The organism is Kordia zhangzhouensis, from assembly GCF_001005305.1.
Taxonomy (GTDB): domain Bacteria; phylum Bacteroidota; class Bacteroidia; order Flavobacteriales; family Flavobacteriaceae; genus Kordia; species Kordia zhangzhouensis.
Genome location: NZ_LBMH01000009.1, coordinates 68,624 through 94,380, shown reverse-complemented (window position 1 = coordinate 94,380; position 25,757 = coordinate 68,624). Strand labels below are relative to the sequence as shown.

Genomic DNA, 25,757 nt, shown 5'->3' with positions numbered 1-25,757 from the left:
TTACAATAGGCTAGTATGCTAAAAAAATGAAAATATTATAATAAAAGAGCGGTTTGATTGCGATTTATTCAATTTTACTTAGAAAATAACTTTTTGACTGATAATTGTTTAATTTTTTATTTTTTTGATTTTCAGTCTAGTTTTTTAAATAGTATCATTTTTTAAAACCACTTTCTAGTAAATAGTTTTGTGAGTGTTTTTGGACTTAAGGTCACGATGAAACGAATGCGTTGGTCAAAGTCAGGTTGCGCAATTTCCCAACCATTATTGGAATATACAGGAATGTATAATTCAAAATAGTCTGGGACTAAATTAAGACGAATACCAGAATCATACACAAAACGAGCATTTACCCCGTTATTTTTTAAGATTCCTACATCTCCATATGCTTCAATCCATCGCCATATACTGTAACTTGCATTGGCAGTTCCAATCCAGTCATTAGAGAATGGATCGGATAGTTTTGATTTGAAACCACCTTCAGCAACAATTAATTGTTGACTAAACAAACCAGAATCCTCTGAACGTCCGTAATAGTTATAATCGAATAAATAATCGGTAGGTCTATCAAGTGCAAAACTGAAAAAATCTGAGCTTGTATCGTTAAATAAAAATTTTCCAAAGAAGAATCGGACATTTAACTGACGATTGTCTTGAAAAAGTTTTCGGTAGTTTAAGTTGAAAGAAACTTTTGAGAAACGTTTGGCTAATTGGAAATCAGTAAACCAAGTAAAATGACGAATAGGGTCTGGATTAGAATATACATATCGTGCATTAAACACACTATAATTTGGTTCATTTTCAATAACTCTGTCTATTCGTGTAGGTTTGTCACGCTGTACGATGACATATCTTAAGTCGATAAATTCTTTCTGATTAGATCTGAAATCAGGATCTCTAAAACCAAAAGTAACTTTAGGAACCAATCGTGTGTATGCTAAATCTTCTGCATAATGGTAGTAATTTCCACCCATCGTAAAACGCACAAAATATAAATCGCTTCCCGCACTTTCAATATCATGACGATAAGATATACTACCAGATCCAACAAATTGTTTGGATCGTAAACCGTACGAAGGTTTAAAATCGTACAATAAACGTTTTGTTAGGAATGTTTTGTTGTAAAATCGCATTCCTGGTGTAAAACCATCATATAAGTTGAATTGGGCAATTGGCACAAAGAATATTTGATTGTAATGAGGGTTTTCAGCATCTTTAAAAAAGGTAAACTTTAATTTTTTATTGTTTGCAAAAAAACCATTTAGTGATTTCCAGTTATCTCTTTGATTAAATTCAGGGATAATTTTATCATAGTTTAATACCAATCGATCAATATTTTCTCGTGGAATCGTAATTGTTTTCTTTTCTCCAATATCTGTTACCCAATATTTAGAAACTACAGAATCATTTTGAAGTCCAAAGAGTGAAATAGGGAAGTTCCCATCATATTTATTTTTAATTGTTACCTGTAATGAATCGTCAAACTTTTCTACTTTTTTGATTTTGTAATCAATTCGTTTACGGGCATCCACATAATTATCAAAAAACCACTCAATATCTTTAGGAGCTCTAGCTTTTAAGAGATTTTCAAAATCTGAACGATTCGATTTTTTTAATCGGTTTTTTGCATAAAACTCTTTTATAAACTCATCAATGACTTGTTCGTTAAAATATGCTTTTAAATATTTAAGTCCGACACCTGCTTTGTACTTGTTTCCAATATTATTGTTGAATTTAATCAATGAATCTTTGGAAGTACTTAATGGTTGATCAATATTTTTGCGCGCCATTAACATGAATAGAAAAGGATATTGATCGTTGAATTCTAATTTTGCAAATTCATAAGAACGAACGCCCCAAATTTTTGACAATCCGCCAGCGAGCTTCATATTTGGGTAATAGGTTTCTGCATATAACATCAACATATACGTTTCTAATGCATCAGAAATCCATTGTTCTTTACGAGTATCCATCCATATTGATTCTTCAAGATTTTCTTCTAGGATGGCTTTTAATACTTTCATTTCATATTGAAAGTTATCTGTAAATGGTCGTATGAAAGAAGGTAATTGACCTAAACCGTATACTGGATTTTTTTTGTTGTCAATTTCTGTGATTAACATGTTTTTCCGTGGAAATTCTCCCAAGTTTTCATGAATAAATTGCACCACTTTATCGATAGCAATGGCTTGTTGTTTTTCGTCCAATCGATACGGATCTAGATTGGTTGTGATGGCAACTTTATTTGTTTCAAATGTTTTAAAATTCGAGTTCTGACGTAGAAATATTCGAATATCTTTTACATTTTTGGCAGAAAGTTGAATCATGCCGCTTCCATCATCTACGGAAGTGTCAGCACTTGAAATTACATCAAATTTTTCAGGATAAATTAGAGTAATATTGTGTTCTGCTTGTTCTGTGTATAAATCATCTAGATTTTTATTGCTATAAAGTTTCCAATCATTGTTATATGCAGCAGGAGTTATATACCAATAGCGCAAGCTATAATCTCCATTATTTTCATATCCGTAACGTGTAAATTCATCACTTGGAAGCTTGACTTCGTAATTCAAATCAAAAACAATAGATTCTCCTGGTTGTAGAGGCGTTTCTAGTATAACTTTGATAATGTCAACTTGTTCAGGGATTCGTTCCCATTTTAACGATTTTCCATTTACCTTAATCTCGTCAATAGTGGTATGTCCTCTTTTTTTCTTTCTCGCCAAATGAAAATTACGATGGTATTCTTCGGCAAAGCGTCTGGCTAGTGGCGTATTTTTATCAGAAAAAGCATGATTCCAATCATTTAAGTAAATTTCGGTAAGTGTTTTTCCTGTTTCATTGGGATACGTGATTTTTTGTATAACATTAATTCTGTTACTTTCAGCGTATAGGGTAGCAGTAACTGTATTTTTATGCTGTCCAAAAGCAAAAAAACTCAGTAATAATAGTAGGTAAAAGGCGGTAAGAGTTTGTTTTGGGTTCAATTATCTTTTAATAAATTTTTTAGTTTCTTTTAAGTTATCAATTTTTAAATAGTAAATGCCTTTTGGTAAAGTGGAGACATCTACAGTGGTAATATCGTAATTTTCTGCTTTTCCAGCGATCAATTTTCGTGCTAAAATATCATATATCACATATTCGTTATTTCTTTGGTTAGAATTTAACAAAAATGACAGCTCTTGATTGGCTATATTTCCTTGTATGAATTGAAAAGAGTGGTTCGCAGTATATTCATGTGTATGTAATAAAGACTCGTTTGTTTGCAATTCCATCACAACAGGCAAATGGTCGCTCATATTGTACAAAGCATCTCTAAGCGATTGCGAATAATTGATAGTTGCACCTGATAAAGCGGCGCAATCACTCGAATTGATTGCGCTGTTGAAACAGTTTGGATTTATATTATTTCCATACGATTTATACGAATCAGTCACATAATACAAATCTGTATTGGTGAGCATATTTTCAGAAGTTAGGATAAAATCAAAACGATCGTCAAAACCTCCAGAAGCACCGCCCAATCCACTTTGTGTTCTAGTAGATTGTGTAAAAACATCAATGAAAGAACTATTTGTATGCCAATCACCCAAACGATTAATAGGGTCTATAAGTGTTATAAAATTAGTTGGATCGGTAAGTTTATTGAATGTAATATCATTACTTGTATATAAATTCAAATCACCAGCAAAAATAACTTTACTGTTTACATCAAGTGCAGAAAAATATGAAATTAACTGTTCTACCATCAAGAAACGACTGATTTCATCTTCGGGTGAATTTCCAGCTTTTAAATGGCCTACAAACACTTCTAAGTTAATAGGATTTGTTGATTGATTTACAGTGTTGAGTTTAAGTGTGTAACGATTAAAATCGCGAATGGTTGTTTGTATAATATCTTGCCCTTCCAAAATAAATTTTGAACTATCGTAATAAATCAGGTTTTGTAATAAATTGGAATTGCCAAAGTTATCATCAGAAGTATTTGTAAAAAAAACGGCTTGCGCATAATTAGGGTTGATAGTTTGTAACCGGTTTAAAATCAACCCTGCACCAAAAGCATCGTTTAACTCACACACCATAAATAAATCTGGTTGATAGTCGGTAATGATTACTTCCAAATCATCCAAACGGTTGATAGAGAGCTCAGGAAAATTCAAGAGATTGTAAAACATTAATTTTACATTCTCTTGTGCATTTAATGGTAATAACCCTAAGCAAAAGCTTAGTGTGAGTATTTTCCTTATCATTTTCTTTTTGGGGCAATTATTCTACAAAACGTATATTTTAAAAGTTTGGACTTAAGTTGTACTTTCTGTAGAAAGCATCTAAAATATCCAACACTTCATCTTCATTATCTACAATATGTATGAGATCAAGATCGCCTGGACTAATGTTTGCAAATCGGTCTAGTAAAGTTTCTTTTACCCAATCCATTAAACCTGACCAGAATTCAGTTCCAACTAAAATAATAGGGAATTTGTCTATTTTTTTTGTTTGAATTAGTGTGATTGCTTCAAAAAGTTCATCTAAAGTTCCAAATCCACCAGGCATGACTACAAAACCTTGCGAATATTTGACAAACATAACTTTACGTACAAAAAAGTAATCGAAGTTAATATTTTTATCTGCGTCAATGTATGGATTGTCATGTTGTTCAAAAGGAAGTACAATATTCAGTCCTACTGAAGTTCCACCAGCCAAATGAGCTCCTTTGTTTCCCGCTTCCATAATTCCTGGTCCACCTCCAGTAATAACTCCGTAGCCGTGATCTACAATTTTTTGTGCAATTTTTTGCGCAAGTTGGTAATACTTATTATCAGGTTTGGTTCGAGCTGAACCGAAAATAGATACACAAGGTCCAATGAGACTCATTTTTTCGAATCCGTTAACGAATTCGCCCATTATTTTAAAGAGTGCCCAAGAGTCATTCGTTTTTATCTCATTCCAACCTTTGTTGTTCTTTTCTTTTCTCATGTTCTATTTAATTTTTTATCAAAACGTGCTAAGATACTATTTTATGTACAAATGTCACGGAACTTTTTCATCTTCTTAACATATCAAAACAGGCAGTTTTGCAGGAAACTAGAAAATTGTTGGGAATCAGTAGGTTTGAGGTTTGAGAAATGTTTTTTATGCTTTTTTTTTAGTGTAGAGTGGTTTTCGGCTATGAGTAGTTGTCCAATGATTTCCCATAGAGAGTTCTTTAAAAAGACTTATAATGATCTCGTTTTTATGAAATTAGGAACTTGTGTAATGGCTACCATTGTTGTGCATAGTTTTTATTCTTCCACGACTCCGATAAACATTAAATATTCAATTTCGGCATTATAGATTTCAAGTAATTTTTTTAAGTTCATAATATTTCTCCTTTTTTCAAGAGTTTCATCAAAATTTTACACAACGGTTTAGTGCATGGCTCTTTGCGGAAAACCAACTATGATTTTCCACCGTAACCGAAAGATAGCAATAACGGCTGAATTTCGATTAGGAAATTCAGCCGTTATTGCGCTTACACGTTGTTGGTAATAATTTTTTTATTTTCCGCAATAAGGACAACTACTTGTGTTTAAAGGTCCTAAACTTTTTCTAAATGACTCGTTTATTGTCTTTTTTTCGCTGTAGTCTTTTTCTTCAAAGTCCTTTATGAAGTCACGAACTTCTTTTCGACTATCCCAGTCTAATTCCGAATAAACTGTCAGAAGTCTTTTTACTTTATCATCCATTAAATAATAGTTTTTGAATTATGTTTCTTTTGAATTTTCCGCAAACTTCACAATTAGTTGATTCCATTGATAATGTTTTTTTTTTACATCCAACACATTCTCTTTGAAATTCACGAAGTGCGTATCTCATTCCTTTTCTTAATTCTCTATCTTTTAAATTAAGTTTTGAATCTTGGTCAGAACGAGAATTATATTTTGTTTCTAATATTTCTATTAGGTGTTTTAGTTTCTCAATTTTCTTTGGCGGATTTTTCCCGAGTTTTTTAAAACTTTCTGATAAATTACTATAGTCGTTGGTAGCTTCTAGAGAATAGGATAAATTTTCGCTCCAGCTATTTACTATTGAAAAAACAGAAATTATTAATTGAAAAATAGTTAGAGGAATAGAGATTTTAATAGTCTGTTTTAAAATTTCAGAGTCAAATCCATATCCTGAAGCTGTTGCACCGATTGTTACAGGAACTACAATTCCAAGTATTGTCAAAAATCTAATCCATCTATTGTAAAAAACAGCTCGTTTCCCGAAAATATAACTTTTCCCAAATGAGTGAATAGCTTTTTCCCAAGCTTCATTTCTTAAATTTTTTTCTTCTTGCGTCATATTTTCAAATTACTGCCAACGGTCTCGTATAACCGTCAGTTACGGTTTTAAAGTTAATGATTTTCGGTTAAGAACTGGCGTTAGCAATTCCGAGTGGATTCGGACGTAGTCGAATCTGCTGTAATTGCGGTTATACATTGTTAACTAAAGTTTTTTATTTTTTCAGTGGCTTCTTTCAGTTTCTCTGAATTAAACCCTTTTGTCAATTCAGTCAGAATCAGTTTTTCCTTTATTTCGTTTTCCAATCCATTTAATGACTTATCATCGTCGATAATTAAAAAGTATGATAATTCAAATTCCACAATGAATTTTAAAACTTCTTCTTTTCGGTTTTTACAATTCATATATTCTGGTAAAAATCCAACAATCTTATTTTTTATACCACGATTTTTGAAAATCAGATTGAATTCTGTTAGACTTTTTACAGTTCGTCTTGTCGAACTCAACCAAATATCAAACTCCGCAAGAGTGAGAAGTCGGTTCAGATTCTCAACGCAAGATTCATTAAAATCAGAATATCCATCCGAGTGAATTCTGTCAGCTTCCCAACTAGGATTTGTTATTAAAACTCCATCTAAATCTAATATCAAGTGCATTTTGTTCAAATTGTAGATAACATACGTATAACAAGAATTCCTGTTTACATACTAAATTTGGTTTATGACAAGAACTCTTTATGTAATAAGTTCTCGTTGTTTTTTTATAAATGTAGAACAAAACTTATATATGTACAATGTGGTTTTCCGTAATTAAGAAAAAATAACGTACAAATTTATAGCAATAGATTCCGTCCTATATTTCGACAAATTCAGCACAGGAACTTCTATTGTGCTCAGTACAACACATTTCGACTGCGCTCAATGTGACACGTAGGAATGACAAGAAGTATGTATTGATAAAAAATAAAAAGGCAACGATTTTACGAAGCTTTCAATAAAATCTTCAATTTTTATTATTCCATTAGAAAATTCGTAATAAAAATGCTCCCGAAACCTTCTCGCAGTCGGGCAACAAGTTTTCTTGAATAGTTGGAGTTCTATTGTATAAGAGAATAAGTCCTTTTTTAAGGAAGTTTACGTTCACTTAGCTAAGTTCCTTTTTTAAGAAGCGTGCGGTGTGACTTTTTTTGTGTTTGGCAACTTCTTCCGGAGTTCCGGTAACGACAACTTGTCCGCCACCTTTTCCACCTTCATAACCTATATCAATGATATAATCTGCCATTTTAATGACGTCCATGTTGTGTTCTATAACAACAATTGTATTTCCCTTGTTGACCAATTTATTTAATACTTCCATTAAAACACGAATATCTTCAAAATGCAATCCTGTAGTAGGTTCATCTAAAATATAGAATGTATTTCCGGTATCCCTTTTGGATAATTCTGTTGCGAGTTTGATGCGTTGCGCTTCTCCTCCAGAAAGCGTAGTACTTTGTTGACCAAGTGTAATATAACCTAGTCCGACATCTTTAATCGTTTTTAGTTTTCTGTGAATTTTTGGAATATGTTCAAAGAACGAAACAGCTTCATTCATTGTCATGTCTAATACATCTGCTATTGATTTTCCTTTGTAGCGAATTTCAAGAGTTTCTCTATTGAAACGTTTTCCTTGGCAGGTTTCACATTCAACATATACATCAGGTAAAAAGTTCATTTCTATGACACGCAATCCTCCTCCTTGGCAGGTTTCACAGCGTCCACCTTTTACATTGAAGCTAAATCTTCCAGGTTTGTAACCGCGAATCATGGCTTCTGGTGTTTTGGCATATAAACTTCTTATTTCACTAAATACTCCTGTATAAGTTGCAGGATTGGAACGTGGCGTTCGTCCGATAGGCGATTGATTGATGTCTATTACTTTGTCAATATGTTCTAACCCTTTAATGCTTTTATATGGCATTGGCTTTTTTACCGCATTAAAAAAATGAGCATTTAAAATAGGGTATAGGGTTTCATTAATTAATGTAGATTTTCCACTACCAGAAACGCCTGTTACTCCAATCATTTTTCCTAAAGGAAACTCTACTGAAACATTTTTTAAGTTATTTCCACTGGCTCCTTTTAAGATTAGTTTTTCTCCATTTCCTTCTCTGCGTTTCTTCGGAACTGCAATTTCTTTTGTTCCATTAAGATAAGCAGCAGTGAGTGTTTGGTGTGTTAATAGCTCTTTAGGACTTCCTTCAGAAATGATTTTCCCTCCGTGTCTTCCAGCGTGTGGACCAATATCAATCACGTGATCTGCACGTTCAATCATATCTTTGTCATGCTCTACAACAATCACAGAGTTTCCGATATCACGTAACGATTCTAAGGAATTGATTAGTTTTTCGTTGTCACGTTGATGCAATCCAATACTAGGTTCATCTAAAATGTATAAAACACCTACTAATTGCGAACCAATTTGCGTTGCGAGTCGAATGCGTTGTGCTTCTCCACCAGAAAGAGATTTAGAGCTTCTGTTGAGTGATAAATAATTAAGTCCGACATCCAATAAAAACCGTAAACGAGCTTTAATTTCTTTAACTACTTCACTAGCAATCGCTTTTTGTTTTTCAGATAGTTCATCCATCAAATTGTCAAACCAGTTGGCTAATTCGACAACATCCATGTTGGCTAGTTCGGCGATATTTTTTCCATTAACTTTAAAATAAAGAGATTCTTTTCGTAAACGAGACCCATCACACACAGAACAATTCACTTTATCCATATAGTTTTTTGCCCAACGTTTGATAGAAGAGGAGTCGCTATCTTCGTATTGATTTTTAATAAAACTTACAATTCCTTCAAAATCAATTTTATAGTCACGTGTAACACCCAATGTTTTACTTACTACAGAAAATTTTTCATTTCCTCCATGTAAAATGACTTGCAGTGCTTCTTTAGGAATATCTTTTATTTGGTCGCTCAATTTGAACTCATAACGTTCTGCAATAATTTCCAATTGCTTAAAAATCCAAGATTTTTTAAATTCTCCTAGAGGAGCGATACCGCCACCTTTGATAGTCGCTTTTTCATCAGGAATTACTTTACTTTCGTTTACTTCATGAAGTGTTCCCAGTCCATTACAATGCGGACACATTCCTTTGGGTGAATTAAATGAGAAAGTATTTGGTTCTGGGTTAGGATAGGAAATTCCTGAAGAAGGGCACATAAGGTTTCTACTAAAATAACGAGCTTCTTTGGGCGCATCTTGGTCAATCACCATCATTACATCATCACCGTGATACATTGCTGTTTTAATAGTTTCGGTAAGTCGTTTATCGTTATCAACACTCTCATTGATAACCAATCGATCGATAACAATTTCAATATCGTGTGTTTTATAACGATCTACTCGCATTCCTTTTTCAATATCGAGAATTTCACCATCTACACGAACTTTTAAAAATCCTTGTTTTCCTATATTTTCAAACAATTCACGATAATGCCCTTTTCTAGAACGGATAATAGGAGCCAAAATATTGACACGTTTTCCGCTAAAGTCTTGAAGAATTAATTCTTTGATTTGTTCGTCACTATAACTCACCATTTTTTCGCCAGAATTGTAACTATATGCATCGGATGCTCTGGCAAATAACAAGCGTAAAAAGTCGTAAATTTCAGTAATTGTGCCAACGGTAGATCGAGGGCTTTTGCTTGTCGTTTTTTGCTCGATGGCGATAACAGGAGATAAACCGTCAATTTTATCAACGTCTGGACGTTCCAAACCACCTAAAAACTGACGAGCATACGCAGAGAAGGTTTCTATGTAACGTCGTTGTCCTTCGGCATAGATAGTATCAAAAGCTAGTGATGATTTTCCACTTCCCGAAAGTCCAGTAATAACTACCAATTTCTCTCTAGGAATCGTGACATCGATATTTTTTAGATTGTGAACTCTAGCTCCTTGTACTTCAATGTTTTCTTCGTAATTCGTCATAGCTTTTTTGCAAAAGTGCAAAGGTACGAATTTTAGAAGCAGTTGTGAAATAGGAGGAATTGTAATTAATTACTTTTTTTAAAGAAGGCTTTCCAGATCAAGAAACTATAAATGATGATAGGAATCAAAACGCAAATAATTACTGACGAAGCTACATAATTGCTACCAAGATCGTTAAATAGGTTCAAAAAATCAACGGATCTTTGGAATAACCAATTGCAGAAAATTGAAAAATTAGGAATGAGAGCTAAGAAAATCGCCACAAGGATACTAAAGATGATCGTGAATTTTCGTTGTTTGTAAATTTTGTCGATTAGGAGCGTCCACGAAAGTGGTATAAGAATAAACCATATGATGATATTGACTTCTTTATAGGTAAAGCCTGTTATGTTAGAAAGCGTCATTAATAGCTCATAGGTGAAGTGAAATATCTCATTCATAAAGTAAACATATAAAAAAACTCCGAAACGTTTGCTTCGGAGTTTAGAATATGTTGATTGAAAAATTAATTATTCAATAATTAATTTTTTAGTGACTGTACGTTCTTGATCGGTTACAGTTAATAAGTACATTCCAGCACTTACATTTTTCAATGAGATATTTTCATTGAATGTTGAAGTTGCATTGTAATCTTTAGTATGTACTAATCGTCCAGCAATATCGTAAACAGCTACATTAATATCTTCCCCTGAAGAAGAAGTAAATGATAGTGAGAACTCTCCTTTGCTAGGGTTTGGATATAGTGAGAAATTCTCTAATGTAAATTCTTCATTACCTAAAGTAACCGTTGTAGTTGTTGTACACAATTCAATTGACCATTCGTTTACAGTTCCTGCATCTCCATTAAAGAAATCTACAAACACTAAGTTCCAAGTTCCAGAAGGGTTTTCTCCAACAAAACCAGCCATTGAGTTTGCAGGAGCATACGTTCCCATTGTAGGAGAAGCACACACAATTGCAGGTTCACCATCCTTTAAAGTAACGTCAATATTTCCATACTGTGCATCGTTACATGTACGTGACCAAATATTTGCAAAGCTACCACTTGGAGCTTGTAATTGCATTACCAAGTCTCCAATCCAAGCGTGTGTAACATCAGTACTTATACGCATATCTGTAATTGGAGTAGTTTCAGTAACAGTAACAGGAACAAATACTGGTGCTCCTTGAACATTTGACCCTGTACTATCAGGAATTGGCGTTGAAATTGGACCAGTAGTATATGTATTACACACGGTGTTTTCAACAACAGTAGCGCCAATAGAGAATGATTTAGAAATTGCAAAGAAAATGTTTCCTACCGCTTCTATTTTAATTCTACAATAAGGCTCAAAAGTAGCATCTGGGAATGTTACTGATTGTGAACCATCATTTGGCGTGTTTGCAACTAATACTGTATCAAAGTTTAAACCTCCATCAGTAGAAAGTAAGATATTAACGTTTGCTGTATTGATACCATTAGCCGTAGTTCCAGCTACATCCCAAGTGATAGTAGTACTAGCTCCAGTAGCAAAACTTTCGTTTGTTGTATTTGGTGCAGTCACTCTAAAAGGACCTGTATTAGCAACCGTTACTGTCATATCGTCTCTATTAGTTTGTCCACCGTTAGGAGAACCATTGTCTCTTACAGTCAAAGCAAAGTTCATCGTTCTTGCCACATTAGGAACTACTTCCCAAGCTGGAGTTAAGTTTTCAAGAAGAATATCAGATAATTGAGGAAACGTACGATCTCCTGTTGTCATAGGAGAATACGATCTAAACTGAGGTCCAGTAGTGTTTGTAGCCGATGGAACACCAGCTACTGTTCCTGGATCTACTTGTTCCCAGCAATATGATAGAGTAGTACCATCTGGATCTGTTGCAGTTCCAGATAATGTGAATGCTGTTCCATAAGGAATGGTATAATCTGATCCTGCATTTACTGTAGGAGCTGTATTTCCGTTTGCCGTATTGTTTGAACAAACTGGTTCAGTAGTAGAAGCAATTCTAGCATACATATTGTCAATACTAATAGCATGGAAATGATCATCACTGTTATTTTGAATATCATCAGATCCACAGATTCCTGCGTAAGCCATAATAGTTGTTCCACTACCAGGCTCTACAGAGGTAGCTGCATTTCTGTTACTACCAGAACAGTTTCCTTGGCTACCGTTGAATGTATGTGGAGCTCCAAATTGGTGTCCCATTTCGTGTGCTACGAAGTCAATATCAAATGGATCTCCTACTGGATTTGGTGAACCAGTTACACCAGCTGCTTTGGCATTACTGTAACAAATTCCTCCAAGAGAAGCTAAACCACCACCACCAGTTGTAAATACGTGTCCGATGTCATAGTTTGCTATTCCAATATTAGCATTTACAATAGATACATTTTGATTAATTAATTGTCCTGCATCACTATCAGTATACCCATCATTTTCAGCTAAAAAGATAATACTAGTATTATCTACCAAAGTCATTGTTAATGCAACATCTCTTTCAAAAATTGCATTTACACGCGTCATAGTTACGTTCATTGCAGCCAATACTGTAGCTCTTTTTACAGCATCTGTAGCAGCAGCTTGCCCGGCAGCATTGATATGATAGTTAGCATATTCTTGCGTACAAGCTAGCGCCAAACGAAAAGTTCGTAATTGACCGTCGTTTGCATTTTCTGCCATGTAAGGACTGCTAGGAGCAGCTCTGTTTTCCGTACTATCATCAACCATACATCCTATACGATCTGCCAAGTCTCTATACAGATTTTCTTTTGCATACATTACATATGTTTGTAAATCTGTAGTTAACGGATCAATGTAAAATGTTTTTCCAATAGTTTGTACTACCGCATGAAATCCAAATACAGTTGTTGAAAAACGTACAATAGTTCCTGTGTTTTCTCTACTCACACCCACATACGATTGAATCTCAGGGTAGTTTGCAGCAAAAGAAGGTTCCATGATTGAAGCATTGTATACTTCAAAATTCTCCATTTTTCCTTCAGCTCCAGGAAATTGAACTACGATTTCTGATGAAATATTCAAATCTCTATCAGGAGCATCTGCAAGTAATTGTTTTAAAGAGTTAAGATCTAATGTATATAGATCATATTTGACTGGAGTAGAAGTTCTTTCCAGTAATTCATCAGGCTGAAAACTAGTTTTATCAGTCTTTTTCCAAAATGATTTTCCCTGCGAAAAACCAATAATGGGAAGTAATAATAATATAAAAAAGTAGTTCTTTCTCATAATTTTAGATTAATTAGTTTAATAAAAGTGGGTTAAAGTTAATTCTTTTTTTAAAATACAGTTATAAATGATTAACAATTCGATAGTTTTTATTGTTAAAATTTAACAGATTAGTTATTTTTCATTCCAAGCTTTGATATTTTCTAAATTTAGATCTAAAATGAAGAGTTTATGAGTACTGGATAATTGTATTCCACTCTCCATTTTTTTCCAGTCTTCCCAACTTGCATACAATCCACCAATAGGAATAATGTTTACCCACATTTGATAACCAGTTGGACGTCCATTTTCGTCTAAAAACCATAAGTATGAATCGCCAGGAGTTGTACCTCCAGCATTGTATGTGATTAAAAGTCCTTTTTTGCCAGCTTCATTAGTTGCAATACTTCGCGAAGTATTCGAATCAAATACTTTGTAGGGAGCTACTAACCAAAAAGAATCGTTGTGAAAGTAGGATAAGGCTGTTTGTATATAGGCTTTCTTTTTGTTTGGTTCAATATTTTTTCCTTCAACAGTAACTGTGCTATTGTTGGGCGTTTTTAAATCAAGAGTTACTTGTATTTCATCCCATGAAACATTCACTTTGTATTGATCTTTATCCCAAATATACTTATGTCCTCCAGGAAACGTCCAACTGAGATAGCGTGTATTTTGAAAAGCTTCATAATTGAGGGCTGTAAGCATTTTGTTTGCGAGTGCATCTGCTTCTGCACTTTCTACACCTTTTGGTAATGGTTCATTGTACTTTATATAAACATAGCCAAAAAGTAATACAAGTATGACGATTAATGCTAAAAGAATTTTTCCTGTAATTTTTAAGAGTTTTTTCATGAAAGGTGTTTACATATTAGTCTTTGAATCTCCTAAGGTCAGTACTTTTGAATGTCCATTCAGGAGTGTAAATAGTTCCTTCGGTAGCTTTGTACCATGGACTAATTTTTGAGTCATTTCTATTTACAAGAATTTGAGTTTCTTGCGCAGGCATATAACTTTGGGCAATCATAAAGAGTTTTTCATTTTGTTCATTTTTGGCAACATCTACCACAATGACAGCATGTCCATAAGGATTTCCTTTTTGAATAAATACATCTCCTACTTGAATATCTTTTATGGAAGTAACTTCTTGAAGCTCTTTTCGTAAAGAAGCAGTGTTGGCATACGCAAAGATATAATTCATATAGCGTCTAAACTTTTTATATGAATAATCTCCTTTTGCATATTTTAAAAAATATCTAGGTTTCCCATCAGAAACAAATGTAAAATGAATGTCTTGTAAGCGTTGCTGTTCAAATAGAAATTCTCCGCGTAAGCGCATTACAGCGTCAGCACATTGTTGTAAATCGCGCGTGCCAATTTCCATATCAACTACAGAAATGTACACATTCATGTTATTTTTGGCACGCCCGTCAAAATACATCACTTTACTAGCAATTGGTTTTAAAGGAAGTTTACGCAAATAGGAGCCAAAATGATTTTCTTTTAGAATGACACGATTATAGTTATCGGGAGTATTAAATCGTTCTTCAATTGTTTTACCTTCAGGATTGATAACGCTTTTTTGAAGAATAGTTTCTTTTTGTAAAGCAAGATGTGTTGACTTTTTGGTCGTTTCTATACAACTCCATATACTAATACAAGTAAGAAAGAAGATGAGAATATTTTTTAGAGAATCCATGGGTGGATATCGCATTGGATGTCTATTTTTACCTTTTGAAGATTAAATTTACAAAAAAGCAACGCAATAATTAGAAAAAACAACAATTAACTATATAGAATATGAAAATTTTAGGAATCAGCTCTCGGATTAAACATCCAACATATGGATTAGGTGTCGTAACCAATGTTACTTCACAACATTATTGGGTAACTTTTATCGAGAGTGGATTAGAGACAATTGCTATTGATGGCGATTTTGAAGTGATTGAAGCTGTTGAAGATGAAGTGGACAGTATAAGTTTTTATGAAATTGAAACCATTTTACGCAATATGCTGAAAAAATGGTCGGATGTTTCAGAAATTGTTCCGATTGGAGACAAGTGGAAAGGAGGAAAGCTAATTTTAGAACCAGGAGATTCTAATTTGCAAAGCAAAGAATTACCAATTGACAATTTCTTTCATAAAATTGTAATGGTGCGTGATAGAATTCGTGTTATGGAACAGAAAATTAATTCAAGCAATTTAGAAGAGCAAGAAAAAATTGATTTGCAGCAATACATTACTCGTATGTATGGTAGCTTAACAACATTTAATGTGCTGTTTAAGAATAAGTCACAGCAATTTGTAGGTTCGCGATCAAAATAATTTTACACTGTAAAATAGAAAGTGTTTTCAAGTTTTACATACTGCTTAAAAAGGGATAAATTCACTAAGTTTGTCCCTTTTACTAATTAAACATATTGATAAATCTATAATCGTCTGATTGCTTCACGTTCACTTAGTGGAGCTAATGGAGTGTTTTTTACAAAAGAGAGGACCGCTTTGGGCTGCACTTTTCCGTATTCACGTAATGCCCAACCAATAGCTTTTTGAATAAAAAACTCACGAGAATCTTTATGTTTATAACATTGATTAAATAATTCTTTTTCATTTGTAGCATCTTTATACCCCAATTGAAATAAAATCGCTGCACGATTTAACCATATATTATTACTTTCTGAATACGCATCAATCAAAGTTCTTTTTTGAGAAGGAAACAAAAAAAGATAGTGTCCTAAAATATGTTTTGATATAAAATCTACAGTATCCCACCAAGAATGGGTTGTGATTAATTTTGTAATCAATTCCGAATCTTCCTCAAGATATTTTTTTCGTGCAAATTTATCCAAAAGTTCCATTGCAGAGTATTGATATTCTCGTTGTGGCAATTGATACAATACTTTTACAACATCACGAACGTGTTCTTGAAGGAATGTTGTATGTTCTTTTATTACTTCTTTAAGCAACTGTTTCCGAATAGGCGCTTTGATACCGTGAAAAGGAAACAAATGTCGCATGTAGGCTTCCATTTGTTGCTGTTGCTCGGTATTTGCATTTGTGGTATAAACTTTTTGAAGTTGAGTAATGAATTCCATGCGCATAACATTTGTTCATTTTTAAGCCATTGAATAGTTTTAAAAATGGATTGATGTGAAAATTGTATCTAAAAAGTAATGGATTAATTTAAAACCCCACTGCTTTATCATCTCCACGTGGATCGGCACCACCTTCTAAGGTGCCATCGGGTAATATTAAAATGCCTTCTACTTTTCCAATAACAGGACTGTTTGTGGCATCAATTGTATAGCCTAAAGAGGTTAATTCTGCTTGCAAAGCTTCGCTAAATCCATCAGGTTCCATTTTTATAGTGTCAGGTAACCATTGATGATGAAATCGAGGCTGATTTACAGCTTCTTGCATACCCATGTCATATTCATGAACGTTAAGAATGGTTTGCAATACTGAAGTAATAATAGTGGAGCCACCCGGAGTTCCAACAACCATGTATAACTTTCCTTTCTTTTCTACAATTGTGGGAGTCATCGAACTTAACATACGTTTTTCTGGAGCAATACTATTCGCTTCTGCACCAACTAACCCAAACATATTGGGTTCACCTGGCTTTGAACTAAAATCGTCCATTTCGTTGTTTAAAAAAAAACCTAATTCTTCACAATATAACTTAGAACCATAGGCACCATTGATAGTAGTTGTTACAGAAACAGCATTACCAAATTGATCTACTATAGAATAGTGTGTTGTTTCGTTACTTTCTATAATTTCTATATTTCCGTGTGCTACTTCAGTAGATGGTGTTGCTTTCTTAAAAGAAAAAGACTGCATGCGCTCTTTGATATACGCATCACTTAACAGGGTTTCAGTTGGAATTGTAACAAAATCGGGATCGCCTAAAAAATAATTTCGATCGGCATAGGCACGACGCTCAGCTTCAGTGATTAGTTGTATAGATTTGACTGTATTATGTCCATATGTATCTAAATCATAGGGTTCAATTGCTTTCATAATCTCCGCTAGGCAAATACCGCCACTTGAAGGAGGTGACATGGATATAATTTGCAAGTCGTCATAGCTAAATGTAATTGGTGTGCGCCATTTTGCTTCATACTTAGCCAAATCTTCCAAAGTCATAATTCCGCCTGAGCGTTGCATAAAATCGACTAAAATTTGGGCTGTTTTGCCTTTGTAAAATTCATCTCTACCATTTTTTTGAATACGTTCTAACGTTTTTGCCAATTGTAATCGTTTGATTGTGTCATTGGTAGTCCATGCTTTTGCAAGAAAGAAGTTACTATCATTTACTTTTACGAATGCATCACGATATTTTTCTAGTCGTTTTTGTTGTTTATCTGTCACAACAATTCCTTTTTTTGCCAAAGCAATTACAGGAGTAATCAATTCTTCTATAGGAAGTTTTCCATATTTTTCATGTGCAGCAAAAATACCAGCAATATTACCAGGAATGCCCACTGCCATAGCTCCAAGCGTACTTTTGTCAGGAATTACATTTCCTGTTAACGAATCGAGATACATGTTTTTGTGTGCAGCCAATGGCGCTTTTTCACGGTAATCTAAAGCACCTATAGAGCCATCTTCCAAACGATACACCATAAATCCGCCACCACCCAAACTTCCTGCGTATGGATAGGCAACGGCTAATGTTAATTCGACTGCAAACATCGCATCAAAAGCATTACCGCCTTTTTGCAAGACTTGTGTCCCAATTTCAGAGACTTCCTCACGAGCAGAAACGACCATTGCATTTGTAGCTAGTACGCCGGTTACTTTTTGTTGTTTGCATGCCAATATTGTGCAACTAATAAAACAATACAATAAAAATCTATTCATGTTGTAACGCTGTTAATTTTAGTTGTGAAAATTCGATTAATTCCTTAAAAAAAGAAGTGAATTCAGCTTCAAATTCATCATAAAATTCTTGAAGTTCTACAACAGCCAAATTCATTTTAGAGCGATTTTGTGTTCTACGATTCATACCTTCCAACACTTTTGTAATACCCTCAATAGAAGCATAACTTAATAGCCAATTGTCGTGAATCATAATTGGTAATAAACGTTGAACATTAGGAGGTAGTAGGTCAAAATTATCTTCCAATAAATGGTAAAAATTATCTACAAAAACAGCGAGAGGAGTGGTAGAATACTGAGTCCAGTTTTTAGCAAGAAAATGATCGTATAAAATATCTACAATCACACTACTGTAATGACTGTAGTTTTTATGCAACCGTTTGGTGCTTTGTCTTACAATAGGATGCGCATCGGTAAAAGTATCTATGTGTCGATGCAATAAAATACCTTGTCGGATTTTGGTTGGATACATCTCATACTTTCGCCCACGAACACTATCGGCAATAAAATTCCCAATTTTTATATCGTCATCATCACTAGAAAGATATATATGTGCTAAAAAATTCACGTCTTGTTTTTTGAATCTTGTTCCAATTTACACAAATATTTGTTTTTAGAATCACGAAAATGTGAAGTAACGGATGCGTTTGATGTAAAAATGATAGAGAGTTTGGTCTTTTTTGAAGTGTAGGACGGGTTTTTGGTAGTATTTTCAATGTTTTGAAAAAAAATAAGAAATTATTTTAGGCGTAGTTTTTTAATAAAAAAGCAAGAAAATAGTTTTTTTGAAAGTGACTTTTCTTTTGTTTCTTATTTTTTTTTACACAAAGAAATTGATAATAAAAAACACACGAAGTCTCTTAATGATATATGTCTTGATCTTTTAAAAGATTACGAAATGATTAATACTATTATTGAACCTCCAATTTCCATCAATATCTTTTATATTTGCGTGAATTAAAATTAGATAAAACATGACATTGATCAAATCCATTTCAGGAATTCGAGGAACGATAGGAGGAAATGTAGGAGATAATTTGACTCCTATTGATGCCGTAAAATTTGCCAGTGCCTACGGGACTTGGTTAAAAAACGAGTATAACAAGTCGCAACTCACAGTAGTAATAGGTAGAGATGCACGAATTTCTGGAGAAATGATTCAAAGTCTCGTTGTAAACACCTTGGTTGGACTAGGAATTGATGTAATTGATCTCGGATTGTCTACAACGCCTACGGTAGAAGTAGCTGTTCCGTTAGAAAAAGCTGATGGAGGAATTATTTTAACTGCCAGTCACAACCCAAAACAATGGAATGCCTTAAAATTATTAAATCATAAAGGAGAATTTTTAAATGGTGATGATGGGGCCAAAATTTTAGAAATTGCTGAAAGTGACGATTTTAATTTTGCAGAAGTAGACCATCTTGGAACTGTGACACCAAACGATATTTATATTGACAAACACATTGAAGAAGTACTTAATCTTCCTCTGGTTGATGCGGCAAAAATCAAACAAGCAAACTTTAAAGTGGTGGTAGATGGTGTGAATTCTACAGGAGGAATCGCTATTCCGAAGTTGCTACATGCATTGAATGTTGATGTCGTAGAATTGTATTGTGAGCCAACTGGGCATTTTCCACACAATCCAGAGCCGTTAAAAGAGCATTTAACCGATATTATGGAACTGGTGGTAAAAGAAAAAGCAGATTTCGGAATTGTAGTCGATCCAGATGTAGATCGTTTGGCATTTATTTGTGATGATGGTGAAATGTTTGGTGAAGAATATACTTTGGTTGCTTGTGCTGATTATGTATTAGGAAAAACCAAAGGAAATACGGTTTCAAACTTGTCGTCGTCACGTGCGTTACGTGATATCACAGAGAAACATGGAGGAAGCTATGAAGCGAGTGCTGTTGGAGAAGTGAATGTTGTAATTAAGATGAAGGAAATGAATGCTGTGATTGGAGGAGAAGGAAACGGAGGAATTATTTACCCAGAACTTCATTACGGACGTGATTCGCTAGTAGGAGTAGCTTTGTTCTTGACACATTTAGCAGAAAAGAATATGACTGTTCGCGAATTACGTGACAGTTATCCAAGTTATTTTATGAGTAAGAATAAAATCCAGCTCACGCCACAATTAGATGTTGATGGAATTTTAAAAGCGATGGAGGAGAAGTATGCTAATGAAAATGTAACCACAATTGATGGTGTAAAAATTGACTTTCCTGAGAATTGGGTGCATTTGCGTAAATCGAACACAGAACCTATCATCCGAATTTATACAGAAGCAAAGTCACAACAAGAAGCTGATGAACTTGCACAACGCATTATGAACGAGATTTCTGCGATTGCAAATTTGTAAAGTTAAAGTGAATTAAAAATATAACTAGAAAAGCTGCCTTTTTGGTGGCTTTTTTGGCAGAAAAGAGTGTTTATCATTCTAAATCCCTTTATTCTTCATTAATCCACTCAATTACTTTGTAAATAGGTTGTTCATTTGTCTATTCAATTTGAGTGTTTTTTACCATCGATAATATTTATTTCTCGCTCAATTCATAATTTGGAATGGAGATATTCTTAACAAAAATTAACCCGTCATACATTTCTGAAAACTTTTTAGGGATTAGATAATATTTTTCAGGATTAAAACCTGATGCTCCTAAGATTAATTGTTTACTTTTCTTGTTGAAAAACTCGGACGGAATATTTTTTGAAGCATTACGCATATCTATAAAATAAATATCTTCTTTAGCTTCAAATAATGTTTTAGAATATGTTTTTCGAAAAGGTTCATCTATCTGGTAAGTTTCCCAGTAATTTGGTTCGTTTTTTCTTACCACAAAACCTCGTAATGTTCCCTTGCCAAAATCAAAACCAACACTATAGTAATCATCTTTATAATGTTCTTTTAGATGTGCTCCCAAGTTAATCCAGCCACTTCCGTGAGAGAGCATTTCTTTATTGTTTATGTGTTCGTTATGAGCCCAAATAAACGCTTTACCATTTGACGTTTCATTCTCTATTATCCATTTAACATTTTCAAACATCATTAAATCACGAACAGTACTTTTAGAATTTTGAAGATAGTAAGTATATTTAATCAAGTAGTTCAAAGCTCTAATTGTTGAAGTAAATTCCTTGTGACTATCGTTATTAACATTCTTTTGGAAGTCACTTAAGATACGTTCAATCTCTTTCAATTTTGGAATTTTCTTATCAGCCCAATCGGTCTTTTTGTTGTACTCTATTTTTTTATTTGCACAAGCATCAGCTACAGAAAGAAGTTCCTCACTCATTGTTATATTATATTTTTTAACTAAATAGCGTATTTCATTATTTATGTTTTGTACATTTTGTATGTCCATTCCATAAAAACGAATTTTTTCATTGTCAGTTTTTGTTAAATTATAATTTCTTATCCATTTTAACAGGTTGACAACTTCTTTACAGTGCCAAGGATAAATGCTGAAATTTTCAGCAATGGTTTCAACGTTTCCTTTTCCACCACTAATCCATTCATTGATTCCAAATTCTGAAGTATAAGAATCCTCAATGATAAAAACTTTAACATCTTGGTTTTCTACCAGAAATTTGAAGAATTTAGTTTTAATATCGAAAAACTCTTTTCCGTGGTGAGTGGCTTCACCAAATCCAAAAATTTTTGCATTTTCAAATTTCTTAGGAATATTGCTTTTAAAAGTTATAAGTTGTGTATCAGGATTAGCATCTTCAATTTTAATGGCATTTGCATTAATCCAATTTACAACCTTAATGTTTTGGCTATATGTTGGAAATGATAGAAAAAAATAAATGAATACTATATATATTCTCATCAGTAGAATGTTTGCTCTAAATGTTTTGAAACGTGTCTCTATATAAAAAGTAGTGGGTTTTTAAAGATTCAACTAACTTTTCCAGTTCTTTTTTTTCTTAAACACTTGTGAATAGTTATTTTTATATGTGATGTTGGTATACGTTTTTACTTTTCATTTACCCAATTTAAAAAATCTATAAAGACATCATTAAAATGCTCTTCAAATTTTCCGTTTCTTATTTCTTTTCCAAATACGTGATCTAAATTTGGGTAAGCTTTAAAAGTTAAATTATCTTTTTGGTGTCTTATAAACTCTATTGGTATTAAGTAAGCCGATTCAAGTGCTACTGCCTGATCTTTTGTTCCGATTGCTGCGAATATTGGCTTTTCAATTTGCAATAAATTTTCAATTGGTGGCTCCGAAAAACCACTCCATCTCCTATAACTGTTGTTATTTCCTTGCCAAAATTTGTCAGTAGCATTTGGGTTAGCCATAATATTTTTTAAATCGTTGAATAATGAATCAATTTTCAGTTTGGCTTGCTCTTCAGTCAGTTTTCCTTTATCAACATCTTTCCTAATGAAAGTTACAAAGTCAACAAATTGTGTATTTCCTCCACCTGACCAATATCCAAAATGTGTTATATATTTGTTTATTGTTCCCAGTTTCGCAACAACATCACTACCCTCAGAATGTCCAAGTGCTATAATTTTTTGGAACTGATTTTTATGATTTTTTAGTAGATTATCAATTACTTGATCGGCTTGGAAAGCTCTGTAAGCCAAAGTCTGATTCGCATAATATACTTTTGGAACAGGAAATTCTTTATCCATTTCTGTTAAGAAAGGGAATCCCTTTTTTGAAATTACCACAAGCAGGTAATCGTCAGGTAAGAGATTGAAATCAAGAGGGATGACTGTTCCTACATAAGTTTTTCCATCTTCTTCCATTGTTTGGTACAAAGACATTGCTTTTGAACCTTGAATATATAGCAATAGATTTTTTGTTGAGTTGATACCGTTTTTAGAATAAGTATGATAATTTATTGTGTCGTTTTTTAGAACAACCGAATGATGCTTATACGCTTTAATGATTTTTGTTCTTTGTGCGAAAGATATATGATAAACACTTAAAAATAGAACTATTATGAATAATCTCATTTTAATTATTTTGTTTGATGACTGACTGAATAAGAAAACTATTTGTAGTAAATTTTATTATGATAAATAAACGATTTTTTTTAATAATTTGATGTTAATATTGTCATCATATAAATTAGAGATAAATTTAAAGACAGGTATATTTTATGCTTTACTGTTTATGATAAAAGCATGAATCATGCCAGACAACCATGCTAATAATGTTAAGATTGCGTTTGCTAAAAAAGTCCCACACATTCCGTACTTTAAGCCTCTATATCATAACTTGTTGTAACAAAACACAAAAATTACTACGTATAGTTTAGGGAATTATAAAAAATAGAAATGGAAACAACATATACAGACTGGAAAAAACAACAGATTGCACGCATTGATCAAAAAACAGCTTCGTATGACGAAGCACAACTAAAAAAGGCAGAAATCCCCTTTATTAAACGATTGTTAGAAAAGATGACAACGCATGCAAAGTCACAAAAATCCTTAAAAGAGTTTCAGTATGAGGTAGAAGCATTGGTAGAATTGATTCCAACTCAAAAAGCATTAGAAAATAAAGAAACTCGTAGGCCGTATTGTAAAAAGAAAAGTTCAATTAAAACAACTGCAGCAATCAAGCACAAGTTAGTTCACAAAGGATATTATGTAAGTTATTGGATGCCTTTAGGAATGGCATTGGGACTGCCTTGGGGATTTGCTCTAGGAAATATAGCTTTTGGATTGCCTATTGGGTTGGCTATCGGATTAGCCATCGGAGCAGGATTGGATCAAAAAGCTGCAAAAGAAGGTAGAGTAGTGTAATATATTATTTTTGAAACTCTGGAGGCACTTTGTCTCTATGTTTCCACCGTTTATGAATCCAAAAATAATATTCTGGAGCTTCGTATAATTGTTTTTCCAACTTTTGATAGAATAGCTTTGTACCTTCATACTCAGGAAGGTCGTTTATATTTTCTTCTGCCAACGGAATGAAAGTTGCTTGGTAATGTCCTCGTTTTACTTTTTCTATTTTAAAATAAATAAAAGGCATTTGAAAACGTCTGGCGAGTACCTCAAACCCAGTAAAGCAAGGAACTGTAACTCCCATAAAATCAGTCCAAAAATACGTGTTTTGAGGTTTTGGAGATTGGTCACTTACCATAAAGTAAATTCCTAGTAATCCTTTGTCTTGGTTCTCTTTTATGATTTTGAATGTTTTCTTGGTAGGAATTAATTCTGCGTCCCATTTACCACGAATATCACGAACAAGTTTATCAAAGTATTTGTTTTGAAGTTTTTTGTATACACCAAATCCTTTAAACGATACATAATCACTTAAAATATTCATCCATTCCCAATTGGCATAATGCCCAGAAAGTAACATAATACTTTGCCCTTTCTGTTCGTAAGCTTTTAATAATTCTACATTGGTAAAAGTGAAACGCTTTCGCAATGATGCATTCGAAATAGTTAATGATTTAATCATTTCACAAAACATATCGCATAAATGGTGGTAGAACTTTTTTTCAATCTGTAATCGTTCAGCCTCACTTTTTTCAGGAAACGCTAAAGCAAGATTTTCTTTGACAACTTTTTTACGATATCCAATGATATAGTAAACGAGAACATAACAAAAATCTGAAAATAAATACAGTAAACGAAATGGAAGAATAGAAATCAACCAGAGAATTGGATATACTAAAATGAATGCGATTAATTGCATGTGCACACTAGATTTTGGCAAATATAGCTATATTTGAAACGTAATAAAGGCTATTTACAAATGAATTTAGATTTAGTAACCATAGGTGTAATAATTGCAAATGTTTTGGCATCACTGAAAGGATTTGAAGATTATGAATTTCAAAGTAAGTATTTGTTCAATGTGGGAGCAATTAAACGCGGAGAACATTTACGAATGTTAACTTCTGGATTTTTACATGCAAACCCGATGCACTTATTTTTTAACATGCTTACACTGTATTTTTTTGCTCCTATTGTTGTGCATCAATTTGGCGCAGTTCACTTTCTATTAATTTATTTAGGTAGTTTATTATTAGGGAATATTTTATCCTTCTATTTTCACAAGGATGAATACCATTACAGTGCATTAGGCGCAAGTGGAGCTGTTTCTGGAGTGCTCTATGCGGCTATTTTATTATATCCAGATATGAATTTGTACCTGATGTTTATTCCAATACCAATCAAGGCTTATATTTTTGGAATTTTTTATTTAGTATTTTCCATATATGGAATGAAAAAGCAACTTGGAAATATTGGGCATGATGCACATTTTGGAGGTGCTGTTGCGGGTTTCTTACTGGCAATTTTGCTTCGTCCTAGTATTTTATACACTGATACGTTAATTGTAATCTTTTTGTTGATTCCAATTATTGTATTGTTTGTAATGAATAAAACAGGGAAAATATAATTGCTCTGATAACTGCAAATTTATAGCTGTAGCTTTTACAGA

Annotated in this window: 21 protein-coding genes; 4 read left to right on the top strand and 17 right to left on the bottom strand. The window is 33.3% G+C overall.

Translation table 11 applies throughout. The features are described from left to right. Positions 1-161: 161 nt before the first annotated feature. The 10 genes from AA088_RS13820 to AA088_RS13775 form a co-directional block, all read right to left on the bottom strand. Complete coding sequence (locus AA088_RS13820; protein WP_241483420.1) at positions 162-2,987, bottom strand: gluzincin family metallopeptidase; 2,826 nt, start codon at positions 2,985-2,987, stop codon at positions 162-164. After that, positions 2,988-4,250, bottom strand: a complete 1,263-nt coding sequence (locus tag AA088_RS13815) for a T9SS type A sorting domain-containing protein (protein ID WP_046745613.1) — start codon at positions 4,248-4,250, stop codon at positions 2,988-2,990. Positions 4,251-4,287: 37 nt separating this feature from the next. After that, entirely contained in the window at positions 4,288-4,977 is a 690-nt protein-coding gene (locus AA088_RS13810; RefSeq protein WP_046745612.1) for an LOG family protein, read from the bottom strand. A gap of 560 nt (positions 4,978-5,537) precedes the next feature. Continuing rightward, entirely contained in the window at positions 5,538-5,726 is a 189-nt protein-coding gene (locus tag AA088_RS13805; RefSeq protein WP_046745611.1) for a hypothetical protein, read from the bottom strand. Then, positions 5,719-6,327: a mobilome CxxCx(11)CxxC protein gene (locus AA088_RS13800; RefSeq protein ID WP_046745610.1), complete on the bottom strand. Its 609-nt coding sequence runs from the start codon at positions 6,325-6,327 to the stop codon at positions 5,719-5,721. The genes AA088_RS13805 and AA088_RS13800 overlap by 8 nt, the downstream gene beginning before the upstream one ends. A 140-nt stretch (positions 6,328-6,467) precedes the next feature. Further along, a complete protein-coding gene (locus AA088_RS13795) occupies positions 6,468-6,923 on the bottom strand; it encodes an HAD domain-containing protein (protein WP_046745609.1) in 456 nt (151 codons plus the stop codon). A gap of 487 nt (positions 6,924-7,410) precedes the next feature. Continuing rightward, positions 7,411-10,245 (bottom strand): excinuclease ABC subunit UvrA, encoded by a 2,835-nt coding sequence (gene uvrA / locus AA088_RS13790; RefSeq protein WP_046745608.1) that lies wholly within the window; start codon positions 10,243-10,245, stop codon positions 7,411-7,413. A gap of 509 nt (positions 10,246-10,754) precedes the next feature. Further along, the gene (locus tag AA088_RS13785; RefSeq protein WP_052752907.1) at positions 10,755-13,475 is read right to left on the bottom strand and encodes a zinc-dependent metalloprotease; all 2,721 of its coding nucleotides are present in this window, start codon (positions 13,473-13,475) and stop codon (positions 10,755-10,757) included. Between the two features lie 114 nt (positions 13,476-13,589). After that, positions 13,590-14,306 (bottom strand): hypothetical protein, encoded by a 717-nt coding sequence (locus tag AA088_RS13780; RefSeq protein ID WP_046745607.1) that lies wholly within the window; start codon positions 14,304-14,306, stop codon positions 13,590-13,592. Positions 14,307-14,322: 16 nt separating this feature from the next. Continuing rightward, on the bottom strand, positions 14,323-15,165 hold the full coding sequence (locus tag AA088_RS13775) for a DUF4846 domain-containing protein (RefSeq protein ID WP_052752906.1): 843 nt from the start codon (positions 15,163-15,165) through the stop codon (positions 14,323-14,325). An 86-nt stretch (positions 15,166-15,251) separates the two neighbouring features. Between AA088_RS13775 and AA088_RS13770 the strand changes: the two genes are divergently transcribed. Continuing rightward, on the top strand, positions 15,252-15,776 hold the full coding sequence (locus tag AA088_RS13770; RefSeq protein ID WP_046745606.1) for a hypothetical protein: 525 nt from the start codon (positions 15,252-15,254) through the stop codon (positions 15,774-15,776). 104 nt (positions 15,777-15,880) lie between these two features. Here AA088_RS13770 and AA088_RS13765 read toward each other — a convergent pair whose 3' ends face one another. The 3 genes from AA088_RS13765 to AA088_RS13755 form a co-directional block, all read right to left on the bottom strand. Then, on the bottom strand, positions 15,881-16,546 hold the full coding sequence (locus tag AA088_RS13765) for a DNA alkylation repair protein (RefSeq protein WP_162199691.1): 666 nt from the start codon (positions 16,544-16,546) through the stop codon (positions 15,881-15,883). 88 nt (positions 16,547-16,634) lie between these two features. Further along, on the bottom strand, positions 16,635-18,317 hold the full coding sequence (ggt, locus tag AA088_RS13760) for a gamma-glutamyltransferase (RefSeq protein WP_046745604.1): 1,683 nt from the start codon (positions 18,315-18,317) through the stop codon (positions 16,635-16,637). After that, positions 18,310-18,903 (bottom strand): acyl carrier protein phosphodiesterase, encoded by a 594-nt coding sequence (locus tag AA088_RS13755; protein ID WP_046745603.1) that lies wholly within the window; start codon positions 18,901-18,903, stop codon positions 18,310-18,312. Before AA088_RS13755 ends, ggt begins: the two co-directional genes overlap by 8 nt. 406 nt (positions 18,904-19,309) lie before the next feature. Between AA088_RS13755 and glmM the strand changes: the two genes are divergently transcribed. Beyond that, positions 19,310-20,698: a phosphoglucosamine mutase gene (gene glmM, locus AA088_RS13750; RefSeq protein ID WP_046745602.1), complete on the top strand. Its 1,389-nt coding sequence runs from the start codon at positions 19,310-19,312 to the stop codon at positions 20,696-20,698. A gap of 175 nt (positions 20,699-20,873) precedes the next feature. Here the strand turns inward: glmM and AA088_RS13745 are convergent, their stop codons facing one another. The 3 genes from AA088_RS13745 to AA088_RS18035 all read right to left on the bottom strand — a co-directional run bounded on the left by AA088_RS13745 (position 20,874) and on the right by AA088_RS18035 (position 23,548). Further along, positions 20,874-22,169, bottom strand: a complete 1,296-nt coding sequence (locus tag AA088_RS13745) for an erythromycin esterase family protein (RefSeq protein WP_046745601.1) — start codon at positions 22,167-22,169, stop codon at positions 20,874-20,876. 146 nt (positions 22,170-22,315) lie between these two features. Further along, entirely contained in the window at positions 22,316-23,311 is a 996-nt protein-coding gene (locus AA088_RS13740; protein ID WP_052752905.1) for a dienelactone hydrolase family protein, read from the bottom strand. Between the two features lie 144 nt (positions 23,312-23,455). Continuing rightward, the gene (locus AA088_RS18035; protein ID WP_082106761.1) at positions 23,456-23,548 is read right to left on the bottom strand and encodes a YqaE/Pmp3 family membrane protein; all 93 of its coding nucleotides are present in this window, start codon (positions 23,546-23,548) and stop codon (positions 23,456-23,458) included. Between the two features lie 87 nt (positions 23,549-23,635). Between AA088_RS18035 and AA088_RS13735 the strand changes: the two genes are divergently transcribed. After that, positions 23,636-24,106 (top strand): hypothetical protein, encoded by a 471-nt coding sequence (locus AA088_RS13735; RefSeq protein ID WP_052752904.1) that lies wholly within the window; start codon positions 23,636-23,638, stop codon positions 24,104-24,106. Positions 24,107-24,110: 4 nt separating this feature from the next. Here the strand turns inward: AA088_RS13735 and AA088_RS13730 are convergent, their stop codons facing one another. Continuing rightward, positions 24,111-25,007 (bottom strand): lysophospholipid acyltransferase family protein, encoded by an 897-nt coding sequence (locus AA088_RS13730; RefSeq protein ID WP_046745643.1) that lies wholly within the window; start codon positions 25,005-25,007, stop codon positions 24,111-24,113. A gap of 60 nt (positions 25,008-25,067) precedes the next feature. Here AA088_RS13730 and AA088_RS13725 point away from each other — a divergent pair, with 60 nt between their 5' ends. Then, complete coding sequence (locus tag AA088_RS13725; RefSeq protein WP_046745599.1) at positions 25,068-25,715, top strand: rhomboid family intramembrane serine protease; 648 nt, start codon at positions 25,068-25,070, stop codon at positions 25,713-25,715. Positions 25,716-25,757 lie beyond the last annotated feature (42 nt).

Excerpts from the sequence above, each read along its gene's own strand:
- AA088_RS13745 (WP_046745601.1), bottom strand. The coding sequence starts at position 22,169 with ATGAGAATATATATAGTATTCATTTATTTTTTTCTATCATTTCCAACA.
- AA088_RS13810 (WP_046745612.1), bottom strand. The coding sequence starts at position 4,977 with ATGAGAAAAGAAAAGAACAACAAAGGTTGGAATGAGATAAAAACGAAT.
- AA088_RS13765 (WP_162199691.1), bottom strand. The coding sequence starts at position 16,546 with ATGGAATTCATTACTCAACTTCAAAAAGTTTATACCACAAATGCAAAT.
- AA088_RS13800 (WP_046745610.1), bottom strand. The coding sequence starts at position 6,327 with ATGACGCAAGAAGAAAAAAATTTAAGAAATGAAGCTTGGGAAAAAGCT.
- AA088_RS13775 (WP_052752906.1), bottom strand. The coding sequence starts at position 15,165 with ATGCGATATCCACCCATGGATTCTCTAAAAAATATTCTCATCTTCTTT.
- AA088_RS13805 (WP_046745611.1), bottom strand. The coding sequence starts at position 5,726 with ATGGATGATAAAGTAAAAAGACTTCTGACAGTTTATTCGGAATTAGAC.
- AA088_RS13770 (WP_046745606.1), top strand. The coding sequence starts at position 15,252 with ATGAAAATTTTAGGAATCAGCTCTCGGATTAAACATCCAACATATGGA.
- AA088_RS13780 (WP_046745607.1), bottom strand. The coding sequence starts at position 14,306 with ATGAAAAAACTCTTAAAAATTACAGGAAAAATTCTTTTAGCATTAATC.
- AA088_RS13785 (WP_052752907.1), bottom strand. The coding sequence starts at position 13,475 with ATGAGAAAGAACTACTTTTTTATATTATTATTACTTCCCATTATTGGT.
- AA088_RS13730 (WP_046745643.1), bottom strand. The coding sequence starts at position 25,007 with ATGCAATTAATCGCATTCATTTTAGTATATCCAATTCTCTGGTTGATT.
- AA088_RS13795 (WP_046745609.1), bottom strand. The coding sequence starts at position 6,923 with ATGCACTTGATATTAGATTTAGATGGAGTTTTAATAACAAATCCTAGT.
- AA088_RS18035 (WP_082106761.1), bottom strand. The coding sequence starts at position 23,548 with ATGTGTGGGACTTTTTTAGCAAACGCAATCTTAACATTATTAGCATGG.
- ggt (WP_046745604.1), bottom strand. The coding sequence starts at position 18,317 with ATGAATAGATTTTTATTGTATTGTTTTATTAGTTGCACAATATTGGCA.
- AA088_RS13725 (WP_046745599.1), top strand. The coding sequence starts at position 25,068 with ATGAATTTAGATTTAGTAACCATAGGTGTAATAATTGCAAATGTTTTG.
- glmM (WP_046745602.1), top strand. The coding sequence starts at position 19,310 with ATGACATTGATCAAATCCATTTCAGGAATTCGAGGAACGATAGGAGGA.
- AA088_RS13815 (WP_046745613.1), bottom strand. The coding sequence starts at position 4,250 with ATGATAAGGAAAATACTCACACTAAGCTTTTGCTTAGGGTTATTACCA.
- AA088_RS13740 (WP_052752905.1), bottom strand. The coding sequence starts at position 23,311 with ATGAGATTATTCATAATAGTTCTATTTTTAAGTGTTTATCATATATCT.
- uvrA (WP_046745608.1), bottom strand. The coding sequence starts at position 10,245 with ATGACGAATTACGAAGAAAACATTGAAGTACAAGGAGCTAGAGTTCAC.
- AA088_RS13735 (WP_052752904.1), top strand. The coding sequence starts at position 23,636 with ATGGAAACAACATATACAGACTGGAAAAAACAACAGATTGCACGCATT.